The organism is Mucilaginibacter sp. (genome assembly GCF_025359345.1).
Taxonomy (GTDB): domain Bacteria; phylum Bacteroidota; class Bacteroidia; order Sphingobacteriales; family Sphingobacteriaceae; genus Mucilaginibacter.
Genome location: NZ_JANYGQ010000025.1, coordinates 1 through 16,020 on the forward strand (window position 1 = coordinate 1; position 16,020 = coordinate 16,020).

The following is a 16,020-nucleotide window of genomic DNA, read 5'->3' on the forward strand; positions in this document are numbered from 1 at the left end:
AAAACGCAAACGCGCGGAAGAGCTGATTATCGCCAATAAAGAACTGGCTTTTCAAACCGAAGAAAAAGGAAAGCGGGCTAAGGAGCTAATTATTGCCGACAAAGAACTGGCATTTCAAACTAAGGAAAAAGGTAAACGCGCCGAAGAATTAATCATTGCCAATAAAGAGCTGGCCTTTCAAACCGAAGAAAAAGGAAAGAGGGCGAAAGAGCTAATTATTGCCGACAAGGAACTGGCATTTCAAACTAAGGAAAAAGGTAAACGCGCCGAAGAATTAATTATAGCTAATAAAGAACTGGCTTTTCAAACTGAAGAAAAAGAGAAGAGAGCCGAGGAATTACTAATTGCTGATAAAGAACTGGCTTTTCAAACCAAAGAAAAAGGAAAACGCGCCGAAGAATTAGTGATAGCTAACAAAGAGCTCGCCTTTCAAACTGAAGAAAAGGGAAAGCGGGCAAACGAGTTAAAAATTGCTGACAAAGAGCTGGCTTTTCAAACCAAGGAAAAAGGGAAACGGGCCGAAGAACTAATTGTAGCTAATAAAGAACTGGCTTTTCAGAATAAAGAGAAGAAAAACCGGGCTGCTGAGTTAATTATCGCAAACAAAGAGCTCATCTTTCAGAATAAAGAAAAGGAAAAGCGTGCAGCCGAACTGATTGTTGCCAACGAGGAGCTGGCTTTTCAAAACACAGAGAAGGAACATCGTGCGGCCGAGTTAATTATCGCCAATAAAGAACTCATTTTTCAGAATGGGGAAAAAGAGAAACGCGCCGCCGAGTTAATAATAGCAAACAAAGAACTCGCCTTTCAAAATACAGAAAAGGAAGATCGCGCAGCGGAGCTGATTATTGCCAACAAGGAACTTATTTTTCAGAATAAAGAAAAGGAAAAACGGGCAGCTGAGTTGATTATAGCTAACAACGAGCTGGCATTTCAAAACACTGAAAAGGAGCACAGGGCAGCGGAATTGATTATAGCCAATAAAGAACTTGTTTTTCAAAATGAGGAGAAAGAAAACCGCGCAGCCGAGTTGATTATTGCTAACAAAGAACTTGCGTTTCAAAACCAGGAAAAAGAAGACCGGGCCGCCGAACTGATAATTGCCAATAAAGAACTTGTTTTTCAGAACGAAGAGAAAGAAAAGCGGGCCGGCGAATTGATTGTAACCAATAAAGAGCTTAAAAAAGCAGAAGAAGAGGTTAGAAAGTTTAATGAAAAACTGGAAAAGAAAGTAGTTGAGCGCACTGCGCAACTGGAAGCCGCCAACAAAGAACTGGGGTCATTTTCATATTCAGTGTCTCATGATTTGCGTGCTCCCATAAGGGCCATAAACGGTTACGCACGTATTCTGGAGGAAGACTACTCGGAAAAGTTTGATGAAGAAGGAACGAAAGTGCTGCGCTCGATTATGCGAAATTCAAAAAAAATGGGGGAGCTGATCGACGACCTGCTGGCTTTTTCGAAATTGGGCCGGAAACAGGTGGCGGTTACGGACATTAATATGAATGCCCTGGTAACCACCGTAAAGGACGATTTTTTATTTGAGGACAACGAAAAAAGGACAACGTTTAAAATGGCAGTGCTGCCGCCGGCAAAAGGCGACCCATCGTTAATTAAACAGGTTTGGATAAACCTTATTTCGAATGCAATAAAATATTCAAAATATAAAGATAAAACGTGTATTGAAATTGGCGCCTATGAGGAGGGAAACTTAATTGTTTACTACGTGAAGGATAACGGCGCCGGTTTTGATATGCAATACTACGACAAGCTTTTCGGGGTTTTTCAGCGCCTGCATTTGCAGGAAGTGTTTGAAGGAACCGGTATAGGACTGGCCATTGTACAAAAAATCATTCAAAGGCACGGCGGCACGGTTTGGGCGAAATCGGTGATTAACCAGGGGGCCGAATTTTATTTTAGCCTGCCAAATATTAATGCTTAAAAATCAAAAAATATATGCCTTACAGCAACATAGAGATTTTATTTGTTGAAGATAGCACTGACGATGCGATGTTGACAATAAGAGCCCTTAAAAAAAGCGGCTTTGCAAACAACCTGCATCATGTTAGCGATGGCGCCGAAGCGCTTGATTTTATTTATTGCCGGGGCGTTTACGCTTTGCGAAACATAAATGAGAACCCAAGACTAATATTGCTTGACCTTAAAATGCCCAAAATATCGGGTATGGAAGTGCTTGAAAAAATCAAATCAGATCCTGCTACCAGTTCAATCCCCGTAGTAATTCTAACATCATCAAAAGAAGACCCGGATATTCAAAGATGCTACGCCCTGGGCGCTAACAGCTACATAGCCAAACCCGTTGAAAGTGACAATTTTTTTAATACGATAAAGGAAATAGGCCTGTACTGGATGATACTGAGCCAATTGCCCAACTAAATAAACATAAATAATTTGAATACCATTAACACGCTGATTTGCCAACCCTAATTTGCAGATGCCGAATAATTTTAAATGTTGGCAGGCATAATACATGCCTGCATAACAGAGCTGATTCCCAAATTTAATTTTCATGATCAACACCTGTAAAATACTTATACTAGAAGATAATCAGAGCGACGTTGACCTGCTCTGGCGTGAATTAAAAAGGAACGGATTAAACTTTAGTAGTGAAGTTGTTCAAACCCGCGATTCGTTTGTAAGCGCGCTTGATAATTATATGCCTGACATAATACTTTCGGATTATACGCTACCTGCCTTTGATGGTGTTGCGGCTTTCAAAATAAAGCAAATAAAATCGCCTGATACCCCGTTCATAATCGTTTCAGGCTCAATTGGTGAAGAACGGTCGGTTGAGTTGATTAGGGACGGCATAACCGATTACGCCCTGAAAGAAAAGCTATTTTCTTTATGCCCCAAAATTAACCGCGCGCTAAAAGATGCCGAAGAAAAAAAGGTTAAACGAAACACCGATGAGGAGTTAAAAGCACAATACGAAAAACTGTTAAAAATTGCGTTTTTACAATCGCACCAGGTTAGGGTATCAATAGCTAATATACTCGGATTACACAACTTGTTTAATTTTGATGATCCAACAGACCCTGTGAATGGCAAAGTGCTCAATATGCTAAAGCTTGTGGCTGAAAACCTGGATATAACCATCCACGAAATTGTGAAGAATACTAGTGAAATAAGGGAGATCATGAAGTAATTTTTGCTTGTTGACCCGTTGCAAATGTTTCTTTTCATTTGCGTAAAACACAGTTTTGATATAGTAATCCGGCTATTTGGAAGAGATGGTGAATTGTTTCCCATAGCGTCCCGCCCATAATTCCAGCCATACATCAGCGAAATCAACGTAATCATTACAAATCAGCGGTTCAAATCTGTGTAATCCCCATAAAAAATCATAAATTTGCCGCATAACTAACAAATCACTTTGTAGGTGATTAATAACAATTCAATTTTTATAAACTTTAAATCATAGTTGTAGATGATTAACATTACTCTCCCTGATGGATCCCTTCGTCAGTACGAAAAAGGAACATCGTCCATGCAGATTGCGCAGTCAATCTCCGAAGGATTAGCTCGAAACGTATTAGCGGCCGAAGTTGACGGCCAGGTTTGGGATGCAGGCCGCGCCATTGAGCAGGATGCCCACGTAAAACTATTAACCTGGAACGATTTACAAGGTAAGGCTACATTCTGGCACTCATCAGCACACTTAATGGCCGAGGCTTTAGAAGCGCTTTATCCGGGCACTAAATTCGGCATAGGCCCAGCAATCGAAACAGGTTTTTATTATGATGTTGATTTTGGCGACCGCGTGTTCTCATCTGACGAGTTTAAGCAGATTGAAGACAAGATGCTGGAACTGGCCAGGACAAAAGAAGAATTTTCGCGCAAAGCAGTAAGCAAGGCCGATGCCATTGACTATTTCACCGAAAAAGGCGACGAGTACAAACTTGACCTGATAAAGGATTTGACAGATGGCTCCATCACTTTTTATACACAAGGTAACTTTACCGACTTATGTCGCGGGCCACATATACCCAATACCAGCTTTATAAAAGCTGTAAAACTGATGAGCGTTGCGGGCGCCTACTGGCGTGGCGATGAAAGCCGCAAGCAGCTTACCCGCATATACGCTGTTACCTTCCCTAAAGCCAGCGAACTAACCGAATACCTGCACATGCTGGAGGAGGCCAAAAAACGCGATCACCGCAAATTGGGTAAGGAAATGGAATTGTTTGCCTTCAGTGAAAAAGTGGGCATGGGCCTGCCTTTGTGGTTGCCTAAAGGTGCTGCTTTGCGTGAGCGTTTAACAAACTTTTTGCAAAAGGCACAAGTAAAAGCAGGGTATGAGCAGGTTATCACCCCACATATCGGGCATAAAAACCTGTATGTAACTTCGGGCCATTATGAAAAATACGGCGCTGATTCATTCCAGCCTATAAAAACACCGCAGGAAGGCGAGGAGTTCTTTTTAAAACCGATGAACTGCCCGCACCATTGCGAAATATACAAAACCAAACCGCGCTCGTATAAGGATCTCCCGGTACGATATGCCGAGTTTGGCACTGTTTATCGTTACGAGCAAAGCGGCGAATTGCACGGTTTAACCCGCGTGCGTGGCTTTACACAGGATGATGCCCACTTATTTTGCCGGCCCGACCAGGTGAAGGATGAGTTTAAAAAGGTCATTGACCTTGTATTATATGTATTTGGTGCTTTGGGTTTTGAGGACTATACCGCTCAGGTATCGCTTCGCGACCCTAATAATAAGGCCAAGTATATCGGTACCGATGAGAACTGGGCGTTGGCCGAATCGTCAATTATAGAAGCGGCGGCGGAGAAAGGCCTGCGTACGGTGGTAGAGTATGGCGAAGCGGCGTTTTATGGGCCGAAACTTGATTTTATGGTGAGGGATGCACTAGGCCGTAAATGGCAGCTGGGCACCATTCAGGTCGACTATAATTTACCTGAACGCTTCGAGCTGGAATATACCGGTAGCGATAACCAGAAACACCGCCCGGTGATGATTCACCGTGCTCCGTTTGGCTCACTGGAAAGGTTTGTAGCTGTGCTAATTGAGCATTGCGCGGGTAATTTCCCGTTATGGCTTTCGCCCGAACAATTTATTATTTTGCCTATCTCTGAAAAATATGAAGATTATGCAAAAAAACTTTCAGAATCGTTAAAAGATTCCGATATTTGCGGGCTTATTGATTTCAGGGACGAGAAGATTGGTCGGAAGATCAGGGACGCTGAAGTCAAAAAAATTCCTTACATGTTGATTGTGGGCGAAAAAGAGACTGCCGAAGGCTTGGTTTCTGTACGTAAACACGGCGAGGGCGATTTGGGCAGTATGAGCATTGAAGAATTTAAAAAACAAATAATTAAAGAAATAACAGTATAACTTGGCATTAAACAAACCTTTCAACAGAGGACCCAGGCTACCATTTAAGAAAAAGGAAGCCGAACACAACATTAATCAATTTATTAGGGCCCAGGAGGTCCGTTTGGTAGGCGATAACATTGAACAGGGGATTTACTCCCTTCGTGATGCGCTGGCTTTAGCTGAAGAGCAGGAATTGGATCTTGTTGAGATATCTCCCAACGCGGTACCACCAGTTTGTAAAATAACCGATTACAATAAGTTTATTTACGAGCAAAAGAAAAAGCTTAAAGAGATTAAAAGTAACGCCAAGCAAACCGTTATTAAAGAAATACGGTTTGGACCGAATACTGATGATCATGACTTTGAATTTAAATTAAAGCATGCCATTAAGTTTTTGGAAGCTGGCGAAAAGGTGAGGGCTTACGTACACTTTAAAGGCCGTGCGATAGTTTACAAAGAGCAGGGCGAGATATTGCTGCTGCGCTTTGCACAGGCACTGGAAGATGTGGGTAAGGTTGAGCAATTGCCGAAACTTGAAGGAAAACGGATGTTTTTGACCGTTACGCCGAAAGCAGCGAAAAAATAGATTCAAGAATCAAGAGTCAAGAACCAAGAAAGAATTTTAAAAAATCTTGACTCTTGGCTCTTGGCTCTTGGCTCTTGACTCTTGACTCTCAAAAGAGTAATTAATTAAAATAAATATATACAAACAAGGTTATGCCAAAAATGAAAACCAATTCCAGTGCCAAAAAGCGCTTTAAGCTTACTGGAACAGGTAAAATCACAAGGAAGAACGCCTATAAAAGCCACATCTTAACCAAGATGTCGACAAAACGTAAGCGTAACTTAACTCACACCAGCTTAGTTTCTGATGCTGATATGGGTAACGTTAAACGTATGCTTTGCATAGGTAAGTAATTAACAATTTTTTTAACCAGGTATTAGAGTATTGCAAGTTCATTAAATTGACACTCACTACCAAAAAACAACAACATGCCACGTTCAGTTAACGCAGTAGCGTCGAGAAGACGCCGGAAAAGAATCATGAACCTTGCAAAAGGTTATTGGGGTTCACGCAGCAAGGTTTACACTGTTGCAAAAAACACAGTAGAAAAAGGTTTACAGTACGCTTACCGCGACCGTAAGACCAAGAAAAGAGAATTTAGAGCTTTATGGATACAGCGTATTAACGCAGGTGCCCGTCAGCACGGAATTTCTTACTCACAATTAATGGGTAAATTAACAGCTAAAGAAATTGGCTTAAACCGTAAGGTACTTGCTGATTTAGCTATGAACCACCCAGATGCTTTTAAAGCAGTTGTGGACGCAGTTAAATAAAACTAAGATTCTTTGGATCAAAAGATTTTAGGATTAAAAGTTCTATATTAAAAAAGCCCGCTTGATGCGGGCTTTTTTAATATAGAAACTAAAATGGCCCGACCCACCCGAAATTGTAGATAAGTGTGGATTTAACAAGCCCAAATATTTCACCAAATCGTTAAACAAGAATTTGACAAGTTGCCCCGTGATTATAGAAACGACCTGCAGCATAAAAGTAACGACCTGGTTGCGGTAAAAAAGCAATAATCTTTATGTCGTATGAATTTCTTATATTAGTTTATTCGTCTACCAGATAAACTTGCTTATGAATAAATTCATCACAGCGGTGAAAGAAATTAATCTGCCGGTTGTTGAAGAAATGCTGAGTCGCGAGCCTAAATGGGTTACATGGAGTGAAGACAGTGGCAAAAATGCACTTCATTTTTTATGCGGGGTTGATGTCTCAAATTCAATTGAAAAAGCTGAAAATAGCTTGCAAATGCTTAAGCTATTGTTAAACCTGGGGATGGATATTAATTCAGTTCACAACATCCCCGATCCTAATTGTGATTTTCCGGCCACGCCTTTGTGGTATGCTTATACCCGTGGCCGTAATGACAAAATATACACTTACTTGTTAGAAAACGGGGCTAATCCCGATAATTGCATGTACGCCATTGCCTGGTACGATGATGTTGAAGCCGCTGGTTTTTTTAAAAAACACGGTGCTGAAATTGACAATGATACGGTAGGGGGCACCCCATTTTTGGCTGCGTTTAACTGGCGAAGGTTTGAAATAGCCGAATGGTTTCTGAAAAATGGTGCAAATGTTAACGCAGCTGACCCAAAAGGTAATACAGCGTTGTTTTACGCGGTAAAAAAGAAATATAAAATTGAACAGGTTGAAATGTTGCTACAATTTGGCGCGGACTTTAACCAGGAGAACAAAGAAGGACTTTCAGCTATAAAATTAGCAACAGCGAATAAGCAAAGGAAACTGCTAAGCTTGTTTAAACAGCATTGAAACCATACTACCGGCCCCGGTAACACTTTATCATCATCAATAAACGTATATCTTTTACAATATCTTCAATCCAAATAACCGTAAGAGCCCACAGGTTTGAGTGATGCGGGTGACGTGGCGTCGTAAACAAATATTTTTCATAAGCAACGTTTTACTTAATAGGCACGTTTTATATATAAAAATAGTATCTAAAGTGCTATTTTTTTAATTTTTACGTAAATAATTTGTGACTTTTGTTGCATAAAAGGCAATTTTTTATTAATTTACCACTTGTTACGCCTCTGAACAATAATTAACTAATCACATATGAAGAAAACTCTACTCTCGTTTTTTCTTTTATTTTCCTGTTTATCACTAGCATTTGCTCAAAGTAAAGTGGTAAAAGGTAAAGTAACAGATGTAAAAGACGGATCGCCTTTACCCGGGGTAACGGTGATCGCCAAAGGTGCCAAATCAGCCGGCACGCAAACAGATTTAAATGGTTTATATTCTTTAACTGTTCCGGATGGAGCAACCGCGTTAACGTTTAAATACATTGGCTATAAAGACGCCAATTTGCCCATAACCGGTGCCACAGTTGATGCGCAGATGGACGTTGACCCCAAACAGCTGACTGAGGTAGTTGTGGTTGGTTACGGTACACAAAAACGTGCCAGCATTACGGGTTCTATTGCAACAGTATCAGGTAAAGAAACGGAAAATACACCGGTAACCAGTTTTGAGCAGGCGTTACAGGGCAAAACCGCAGGTGTTAATATCCAGGCCAATAACGGTAAACTGGGGCAGGGTATCAAAATTAGCGTTCGCGGTACAGCTTCAATATCGGGCGGCACACAGCCTTTGGTTGTAATTGATGGCATCATTGCCAATCAGATTGATTTGTCGAGCAATGGTGCTACAACCGACCCGCTTGCCGACCTTAACTTTAACGATGTTGAATCGTTCCAGGTGCTGAAGGATGCATCTGCATCGGCGATATATGGCGCCAGGGGTTCAAATGGTGTAATTATTATCACCACAAAAAAAGGAAAAATAGGCGCTGCCAAAATCAGCTTTAATGCCCAGTTTGGCTACAGCAAACCATCGGGAGAGCGTAAATTTTTAAATACCGACCAATGGTTAGCGCTACAGGAACGCGCCGCGATGGGCGCGGCCACGCAGGACGTGTTGCAAGGATTTGAGCCTGATTTGGCAACTGCTCAGGCTGATGAAAAAGCTTATATTGAAGGCAAGTTTACTACACTTTCCGCAGGGAATACCAACTGGCGCACTTACAACACAGATTGGGGCAAGCAGGCCTTTCAAACCGCACCGCAACAACAGTATGACCTGAATTTTACTGGCGGCAGCGAAAAAACCACCTATTATATAGGCGGCCAGGCGCTAAACCAAACAGGTATTCTCAAAGGCAACCAGTTTCAACGCTACAGTGGCAGGGTAAATATCGACACTAAAATATTTAGCAATTTTAATATTGGTATGAATTTGAACTTTACACATACCTATAATAAACGAGTAGCTAACGATGACAATTTTAACACGCCGCTGCAAATTGTAGCGCTATCGCCCATAACACCAGTAATCGACCCGCGTTCGGGCTTAATAAGTGGTACGCCGCCAGGTTCGAGCAGTAGCTTCCCGCTTTATTATAACCCGTTGATAAGCGTCGATAACGAATATTTTCACACAAACGTTTATCGTACGCTGGGAAATGTTTTTGCTAACTGGGATATTTCAAAACACTTGAATTTTCGCTCGGAATTTGGCGTTGACCAGACCAACCAAAATGAGGATAGCTATGCTAACAGTTTAACTATCAGGAACACAGGTACTCCGCATGGTTTTGGCGAAAACAGAAATGCCGACGTGGTTAACTTTACAGTAAACAACTATTTAACGTATAAAAACGTTTTTGCGCAAAGCCATTCGCTTGATGTCACTGTTGGCAATAGCTATCAATACAGTCACGCCACTACTAACGACATTCAGGGCAAACAATTCCCGTCAGATTCCTATCGTGAGATAGCTTCGGCTGCCGAGAAATCCGGAGGTTCATCTACCCAGGCCGAATTTAGTTTTGTATCTTATTTTGCAAGGGCAAATTATGCATACAAGGGCCGATACCTGCTTTCCGGAAGTGTTAGGACCGATGGCTCATCGAGATTTGGTGCAAACAACAGGTATGGGGTTTTCCCTTCAGGCTCGCTTGGTTGGGTGTTAACCGAGGAAGACTTCATGAAGAAGTTCAACTCGCTAAGCAACTTAAAGCTGAGGGTTAGTTATGGTTTAACAGGTAATGCCGAAATTGGCAACTACGCTGCACTCGGTTTGTTTTCGGGAGATGCTGGGTACAACGGCGTTGCCGGCCAGCGTTTCTTCCAACTCGAAAATCCTAACCTGAAATGGGAGAAAACAACCCAAATCAATCTTGGTTTAGATTGGGGCTTTTTCAACAATCGGCTTTCGGGAAGCATCGATGTTTACCGTAAAAACACTTCCGATTTATTATTAAATGTCAACATACCCGAAACGCTTGGTTTAGGCTCGCAACTGCAAAACCTGGGTAAGCTTTACAACAAAGGTATTGAGCTGACTGTATCGGGCGATATTTTCGTAGGCAAGTTCAGGTGGAACGCAAGCTTTAATGCCGCTTATAATAAAAACGTAGTAACCTATGTGCAGGGTCAGATAATTGATGATGGCGCCGATTTAAACAGGGTTATTGAGGGGCAGCCCATCGGTGTGTTTTACGGTCGTGAATTTGCAGGCGCCGACCCGGCTAATGGTGACGCATTGTATTACCTAAATACCAAAAATGCAGATGGAACCCTAAATCGCACTAAAACAAATGATTATAATACCGCCCAAAGCGTTCCCTTAGGTAACCCAACGCCACCGTGGACAGGGGGCTTCACCAACACCTTCGGATACAAAGGCTTTGACCTTACATTTTCAATTTACGGTTCGTTCGGCAACAAAATTTATAATGGCGGCGGCCAGTATATGAGTTCATCAGCAAGTAACGGCCTGGACAATCAAACTATTGACCAGTTGAATTACTGGAACAAACCAGGTGATATTACCATGGTGCCCGAACCCCGCTTATTTTATCCGAATGGTACCGACCCATCCAGCAGGTATTTATCGGGCGGTTCATACGTACGTTTAAAAACTGCGTCAATCGGCTACACCTTCGCTTCAGACATGCTTAAAAAAATTAAAATAGATAAATTAAGGGTGTTTGTAAACGGCTACAACCTGTTTATCATAACAAAATACAAAGGATGGGATCCTGAAGTAAATACCGATTTTCTTGCGAGCAATATCAACCTCGGAAACGACTTCTACTCGGCCCCGCAGCCGCGTACCATTACTTTTGGAGTGAATGTTGGATTATAATTTAAAAAGTAAGGACATGAAAAAACTAAATAAAATATACATAGGGGCCTTAAGCACGGTGCTGATATTAAGTGCCTGCAATAAACAGCTTGATTTAAAGCCCTTTCAGCAAATACAACAAAGCCAGGCTATTTTGACTGCGCAGGATGTGCAAATAACGTTGGTTGGCGCTTATAACCGTGCAGGTTTATCAGACTTGTATGGCGGTGGGGCATTATTGTATGCCGACCTGATGGCGACGCAAACAGTGCTTGACTGGCAGGGGACTTTCCAGGGTTTAACACAAATGGTTAACCAAAGCATCCCGATTGATAATGGGTTTGTAAACAGCACCTGGTCCGATGGTTACCAGGTAATAAACCAAGCCAATAACGTATTGGCTAACCTGAGCAAAGTCTCTTCGGCCAATGCACCGCGTACGGAGGGTGAGGCTAAGTTTTTGCGAGGGCTAACCTACTTTGACCTTGTGCGACTTTACGGCAAAGCGTGGAACGATGGCGACCCTAATACCAATCTTGGCGTGCCGATTGTTTTAACGCCAACCACGGTTATTACTTCAGCTTCATACGTATCACGATCAACGGTGGCGCAGGTCTACCAGCAGGCGATTACCGATTTAACCGATGCCGAAAACAAGTTGCCTGCAACCAATAGTTTTTATGCAAACAAATATTCGGCCTCGGCGATACTGGCGCGTTTGTATTTGCAAAAAGGCGATTATATAAACGCAGCGACAGAAGCGAATAAAGTTATATCATCAGCCAAATTTAGTCTTAACGCTAATTATGCAGACGAGTTTCCATACCCTGGCGGGACAGCGGTCCATGTGGATAATACTTCGGAGGACGTTTTCGCAATACAAGTTACCGGGCAACAGGGTACCAATGCATTTAATACCTATTTTGCATCGTCGGATAACGCAGGCCGTGGCGATATCATCATTAAGGATAGTTTTCTGGGTGATTTTGAGGATGCAGACGCTCGTTTGGGTATCTACAACCCGGATAGTGACGGTAATTTGCGGTGCGACAAGTTTGATAACGAGTTTGGAAATGTCCATATCATCAGGCTTGCCGAATTGTACCTGATAAGAGCAGAAGCAAACTTCCGTTTAGGAACTGCCACCGGTGCTGCACCAGTTGACGATGTCAATGTTATCAGAACGCGCGCCGGACTGGGCGACTTAGCTGAAGTAACTCTTGATGATATAATGTTGGAAAGAAGACATGAGTTGGCATTTGAAGGCGGTTTCTTTTTACATGATGCAAAAAGGCTGCAGCAGGATGTTGGCGCATTGCCATTCGGTTCGAATAAATTGGTGTTCCCAATTCCGTTGCAGGATATTAACGCCAACCCTAAACTGATTCAAAACCCGGGTTACGGCAACTAAAAGCGATTTGATAATTTTTAAACCGGGGCGACATTGGTCCCGGTTTTTTTTATACCATAAAGATTTGTAAATTACCACATCTATTAAATCACAATGAAAAAAGGAGCCCTTTTAGCAATCTCGTTTTGCTGCTTAACTTATGCTTATGCCCAGACAACAAAGACCCCGTTTAAACCCGCTGATTTTTTAAAAATCAAAAGCCTGAGCGACCCGAGGGTATCTCCCGATGATAAATGGGTGGCCTACAGCCTTTCGGAAGTAGATACTGCAAAAGATGCCCGCGTTTCGCATTTATGGATGCAAAGCCTTACCGGCGCCGAATCGATAGAGTTGACACATGGACCTGAACCGGCGTCGAACCCGCGCTGGAGTCCCGATGGCAGGTACCTGGCTTTCCTTTCATCGCGCGAGTCAAAGAACGGTTCGCAGGTTTGGTTGCTCGACCGCAGGGGCGGGGAAGCGAAAAAACTAACTGATATTAAGGGTGATTTGGGCGACTATTCCTGGTCGCCTGATTCAAAGCAACTGTTGCTTAGTATTGAAGACCCGGAAAGTAAAGCAAAAGAAGAACCTAAAAATCCGTTGCCCATCAAAATAGATAGATATCATTTTAAACAGGATATAGAAGGATACCTGAAACACCAATACACGCATCTTTACCTGTTTAACGTCGATGCCAAAAAACTTGATACATTAACCAAGGGAAATACTGACGAGCGGGCGGCAGAATGGTCGCCGGATGGGAGCAAAGTTGTTTTTGTGAGCAACCGTACGCCCGACCCGGAAAGAAATGACAACGAAGATGTTTTCACTATTGAAGCTAAACCAAACGGGCAACTAAGCCAGCTTACTACGTGGAAAGGGCATGACATAAGCCCAAAATGGAGCCCAGATGGCAAATATATCGCTTACCTGCGCTCAACGGCAGGAGAGGAATATACGATTTATGACCAGGAAATACTTTGTATTATGGATGCTGACGGCAAAAATAGCCAAACCATTACCGGGCAAATGGACAGGCCCGTGGCAAACCCAACCTGGAGCAAAGACGGTAAGAGCGTTGCATTTTTAGTTAGCGATGACCGGCGGAATTACCTGGCCCGCTATGACATGGACACAAAGAAAATTACAACTGTAAACAGTGGCGACTATGGCATTTTAAATATAGTGCCTTATATGGCAAATAACTGGGTGATTGAATTTAGCACGCCCTATGTGCCTATTGAATTATACAAGGTGGAAAACGGCAGTCTTCGTAAATTAACCCACCACCAGGATTGGTTGGCTAATGTTAAGTTAGCTCACGTCGAGGGTTTCAAATCCAGGAGTAAGGATGGCACATCTGTTTCCGGTTTGGTTTATACGCCGGATAGTTTGCGTACAGGAAAACTTCCCTTTATATTGTTCATCCACGGTGGCCCCGTTGACCAGGATGATTACACTTTTGATGCCAGCAGGCAGATACTGGCGAGCGCCGGTTATGCTGTAGCCGCTGTAAATTATCGGGGCAGTAATGGGCGCGGTTTAAAATATATTAACTCCATAAATGCCGACTGGGGTAACAAAGAAGTTGTTGATTTATTAGGCGCTGTAGATGAACTGGTGAAAAAAGGCATAGCCGACCCTGACCACCTGGGTATTGGTGGCTGGAGCTACGGCGGTATATTAACGGATTATACCATAGCTACCGATACCCGTTTTAAAGCAGGGGCAAGCGGCGCTGGCAGCGCGTTGCAAACTACCATGTACGGCAGCGATCAATATGTATTACAGTACGAACACGAACTTGGCCAGCCATGGAAAAGCCAGGACAAATGGATAAAACTTTCGTATCCGTTTTTTCATGCAGATAAAATAAAAACACCGGTTCTCTTTATGTCTGGGTTGAAGGATTTTAACGTTCCCACTGCGGGCAGCGAGCAAATGTACATGGCGCTTAAATCGCAAAATATACCGACAGAGTTGATACTATATCCAAATCAATACCATGGCATAACTGTACCCAGCTACCAGGTTGACCGGCTACAGCGGTATATTGCATGGTTTGATAAATATTTAAAGTAGAAAGAAGTCCGAAAGTCGGGAAAAGTCAGTAAAGTCCGAAAGAAGAAATTAACTAAGGCGTAACGTTTAAGTGGTCACTGTTTAATTACTTCCGACGGTTCATTTAGTTTGTAGTATACACCCTTGGCCGTTTTTAAGCTATCGGGTATAACTGTGTTGGCTAATTTAAGTTCCTGCAGGCATTTGTAGGTTTTCTGCCAGTCTTTGGGGTATTCTCTGGCCATTGTCGCGGTGTCGACTTTACTGTAAAAATTAAGGATATTTTGTTTTAGCGGTTTGGTGAGGTTGTTAAACTTTGTTTCCTCCAGGTTTTCAACCAATTTAGCGTAAGTTTTGTCGGCCAGGTGATATTCGCCGATAGCGGTGGGTTTGCCGGTGTCATAGTCAACATCGGCCAGGTTTAACTTGCTATGGTGTAACATTGCAAGAGCGCCGCTGTAGTGAACTAAAACCGTGTCGAAGCTTTTCACAAAAAGTTCCTCAGCTTTCGGACCGGGGTCCTTAAATGTTAATGCTTTTAAAGGCCCCACTTTGGGAAGTATACGTATCAGGAAGCCAACAAATCGTTCACCAAAATTTCCTTTAGTTCGCGACGAGCCAAATTCTTTAATGTAAGCTTTCTTCTTCATTTTATAATGAAAAGTATGGCTGTTAGCGCTCGGGTTTGCTTTTAGTATTTCGTCTTTCCGCATCTTCCAGGCTGCGCGGGTAACAGTAGGCATCAGGCTTTTAACCGACCACCGGTAAGTTGATATAGCAAGGTCCAAATCGCCAAAAACACTGTTAATATCTTCGCCATAGGTTTTTAAAAATGCTCTTTCAAGTACAGGTTTTGCTACTTCAAATCCAATAAAATCGTGGTAAGCTTCTGCTGCGTAATTGCCCTTTGCGGTTTCCAGCACATCAAACGAAAGTTCAACTTTGCTGTGGGACGAATGATCTTCTTCGTAAGTTACCACCTTGCCGTATTTCTGGGCGATTTTGGGATAAACCAGCGGTACAGCATGATTGGTTCCTATAGAATGGCCGTATTTATCTGCCATATAGTGACAAAGCGAACCAAGTGCAAATGCATATTCATTGATGTTTTGCGATTCGCCTATTAAATTCTCTACAAAATCTCCGCTACGAACATAGTGCGACAGGTTGGTGAAGTACTTGCTGCCAAAGGGGAAGTAACCCATATCAGCCAGTAAACAGCCGCCGTAGGCATATGCATGTGCTTTTTTCAATTCGTCATCCGTGGCATTTGGGAACTTTAGTTTTAATAATGGTTTGATACTTTTATTCCAGCTAGCGTCAATAAGCGCTTCATGGGTTAAAACTGAATACCCCTTTGATGATATGGGAATAAAAAAAATAAACAATGCAAGTATAAAAAACCTGCCGGGTCTGCGTATCTTCATTATAATTGGGACAGATTTAATTATAAATGTAAAAAGGTTAAAAAGGTTTCATTTAACA

General features: G+C 42.5%; 12 protein-coding genes. 11 read left to right on the top strand and 1 reads right to left on the bottom strand.

The window, feature by feature from the left end:
* From Q0R52_RS15200 to Q0R52_RS15250, 11 genes are all read left to right on the top strand, one after another.
* A partial coding sequence (locus Q0R52_RS15200) for an ATP-binding protein (protein ID WP_295795753.1) occupies nucleotides 1–1,942 on the top strand: 1,942 nt, incomplete at its 5' end.
* A gap of 14 nt (nucleotides 1,943–1,956) precedes the next feature.
* Nucleotides 1,957–2,397 (top strand): response regulator, encoded by a 441-nt coding sequence (locus Q0R52_RS15205; protein WP_295795754.1) that lies wholly within the window; start codon nucleotides 1,957–1,959, stop codon nucleotides 2,395–2,397.
* 133 nt (nucleotides 2,398–2,530) lie between these two features.
* Nucleotides 2,531–3,169, top strand: a complete 639-nt coding sequence (locus Q0R52_RS15210) for a response regulator (protein WP_295795755.1) — start codon at nucleotides 2,531–2,533, stop codon at nucleotides 3,167–3,169.
* Nucleotides 3,170–3,451: 282 nt separating this feature from the next.
* Nucleotides 3,452–5,377 carry a threonine--tRNA ligase gene (gene thrS / locus Q0R52_RS15215; protein ID WP_295795757.1) on the top strand — a complete coding sequence of 642 codons (1,926 nt, stop codon included), beginning with the start codon at nucleotides 3,452–3,454 and terminating at the stop codon, nucleotides 5,375–5,377.
* A 1-nt stretch (nucleotide 5,378) separates the two neighbouring features.
* Entirely contained in the window at nucleotides 5,379–5,945 is a 567-nt protein-coding gene (gene infC / locus Q0R52_RS15220) for a translation initiation factor IF-3 (RefSeq protein ID WP_252790597.1), read from the top strand.
* Nucleotides 5,946–6,076: 131 nt separating this feature from the next.
* The gene (gene rpmI / locus Q0R52_RS15225; protein ID WP_094570984.1) at nucleotides 6,077–6,277 is read left to right on the top strand and encodes a 50S ribosomal protein L35; all 201 of its coding nucleotides are present in this window, start codon (nucleotides 6,077–6,079) and stop codon (nucleotides 6,275–6,277) included.
* Between the two features lie 75 nt (nucleotides 6,278–6,352).
* Nucleotides 6,353–6,697 carry a 50S ribosomal protein L20 gene (rplT, locus tag Q0R52_RS15230; protein WP_252790598.1) on the top strand — a complete coding sequence of 115 codons (345 nt, stop codon included), beginning with the start codon at nucleotides 6,353–6,355 and terminating at the stop codon, nucleotides 6,695–6,697.
* Nucleotides 6,698–7,004: 307 nt separating this feature from the next.
* A complete protein-coding gene (locus Q0R52_RS15235; RefSeq protein WP_295795758.1) occupies nucleotides 7,005–7,703 on the top strand; it encodes an ankyrin repeat domain-containing protein in 699 nt (232 codons plus the stop codon).
* Nucleotides 7,704–8,009: 306 nt separating this feature from the next.
* On the top strand, nucleotides 8,010–11,102 hold the full coding sequence (locus Q0R52_RS15240; RefSeq protein WP_295795759.1) for a TonB-dependent receptor: 3,093 nt from the start codon (nucleotides 8,010–8,012) through the stop codon (nucleotides 11,100–11,102).
* Between the two features lie 16 nt (nucleotides 11,103–11,118).
* The gene (locus Q0R52_RS15245) at nucleotides 11,119–12,492 is read left to right on the top strand and encodes a RagB/SusD family nutrient uptake outer membrane protein (protein WP_295795761.1); all 1,374 of its coding nucleotides are present in this window, start codon (nucleotides 11,119–11,121) and stop codon (nucleotides 12,490–12,492) included.
* A gap of 93 nt (nucleotides 12,493–12,585) precedes the next feature.
* Nucleotides 12,586–14,556 carry a S9 family peptidase gene (locus tag Q0R52_RS15250; protein ID WP_295795762.1) on the top strand — a complete coding sequence of 657 codons (1,971 nt, stop codon included), beginning with the start codon at nucleotides 12,586–12,588 and terminating at the stop codon, nucleotides 14,554–14,556.
* 74 nt (nucleotides 14,557–14,630) lie between these two features.
* On the opposite strand, the gene Q0R52_RS15255 is transcribed toward Q0R52_RS15250, so the two are convergent.
* Complete coding sequence (locus Q0R52_RS15255) at nucleotides 14,631–15,962, bottom strand: zinc dependent phospholipase C family protein (RefSeq protein WP_295795764.1); 1,332 nt, start codon at nucleotides 15,960–15,962, stop codon at nucleotides 14,631–14,633.
* Nucleotides 15,963–16,020 lie beyond the last annotated feature (58 nt).

Bases quoted from the DNA above. Each gene is read 5' to 3' on its own strand.
- Q0R52_RS15205 (WP_295795754.1), top strand. From the start codon at position 1,957: ATGCCTTACAGCAACATAGAGATTTTATTTGTTGAAGATAGCACTGAC.
- Q0R52_RS15210 (WP_295795755.1), top strand. From the start codon at position 2,531: ATGATCAACACCTGTAAAATACTTATACTAGAAGATAATCAGAGCGAC.
- thrS (WP_295795757.1), top strand. From the start codon at position 3,452: ATGATTAACATTACTCTCCCTGATGGATCCCTTCGTCAGTACGAAAAA.
- rpmI (WP_094570984.1), top strand. From the start codon at position 6,077: ATGCCAAAAATGAAAACCAATTCCAGTGCCAAAAAGCGCTTTAAGCTT.
- rplT (WP_252790598.1), top strand. From the start codon at position 6,353: ATGCCACGTTCAGTTAACGCAGTAGCGTCGAGAAGACGCCGGAAAAGA.
- Q0R52_RS15235 (WP_295795758.1), top strand. From the start codon at position 7,005: ATGAATAAATTCATCACAGCGGTGAAAGAAATTAATCTGCCGGTTGTT.
- Q0R52_RS15240 (WP_295795759.1), top strand. From the start codon at position 8,010: ATGAAGAAAACTCTACTCTCGTTTTTTCTTTTATTTTCCTGTTTATCA.
- Q0R52_RS15245 (WP_295795761.1), top strand. From the start codon at position 11,119: ATGAAAAAACTAAATAAAATATACATAGGGGCCTTAAGCACGGTGCTG.
- Q0R52_RS15250 (WP_295795762.1), top strand. From the start codon at position 12,586: ATGAAAAAAGGAGCCCTTTTAGCAATCTCGTTTTGCTGCTTAACTTAT.
- Q0R52_RS15255 (WP_295795764.1), bottom strand. From the start codon at position 15,962: ATGAAGATACGCAGACCCGGCAGGTTTTTTATACTTGCATTGTTTATT.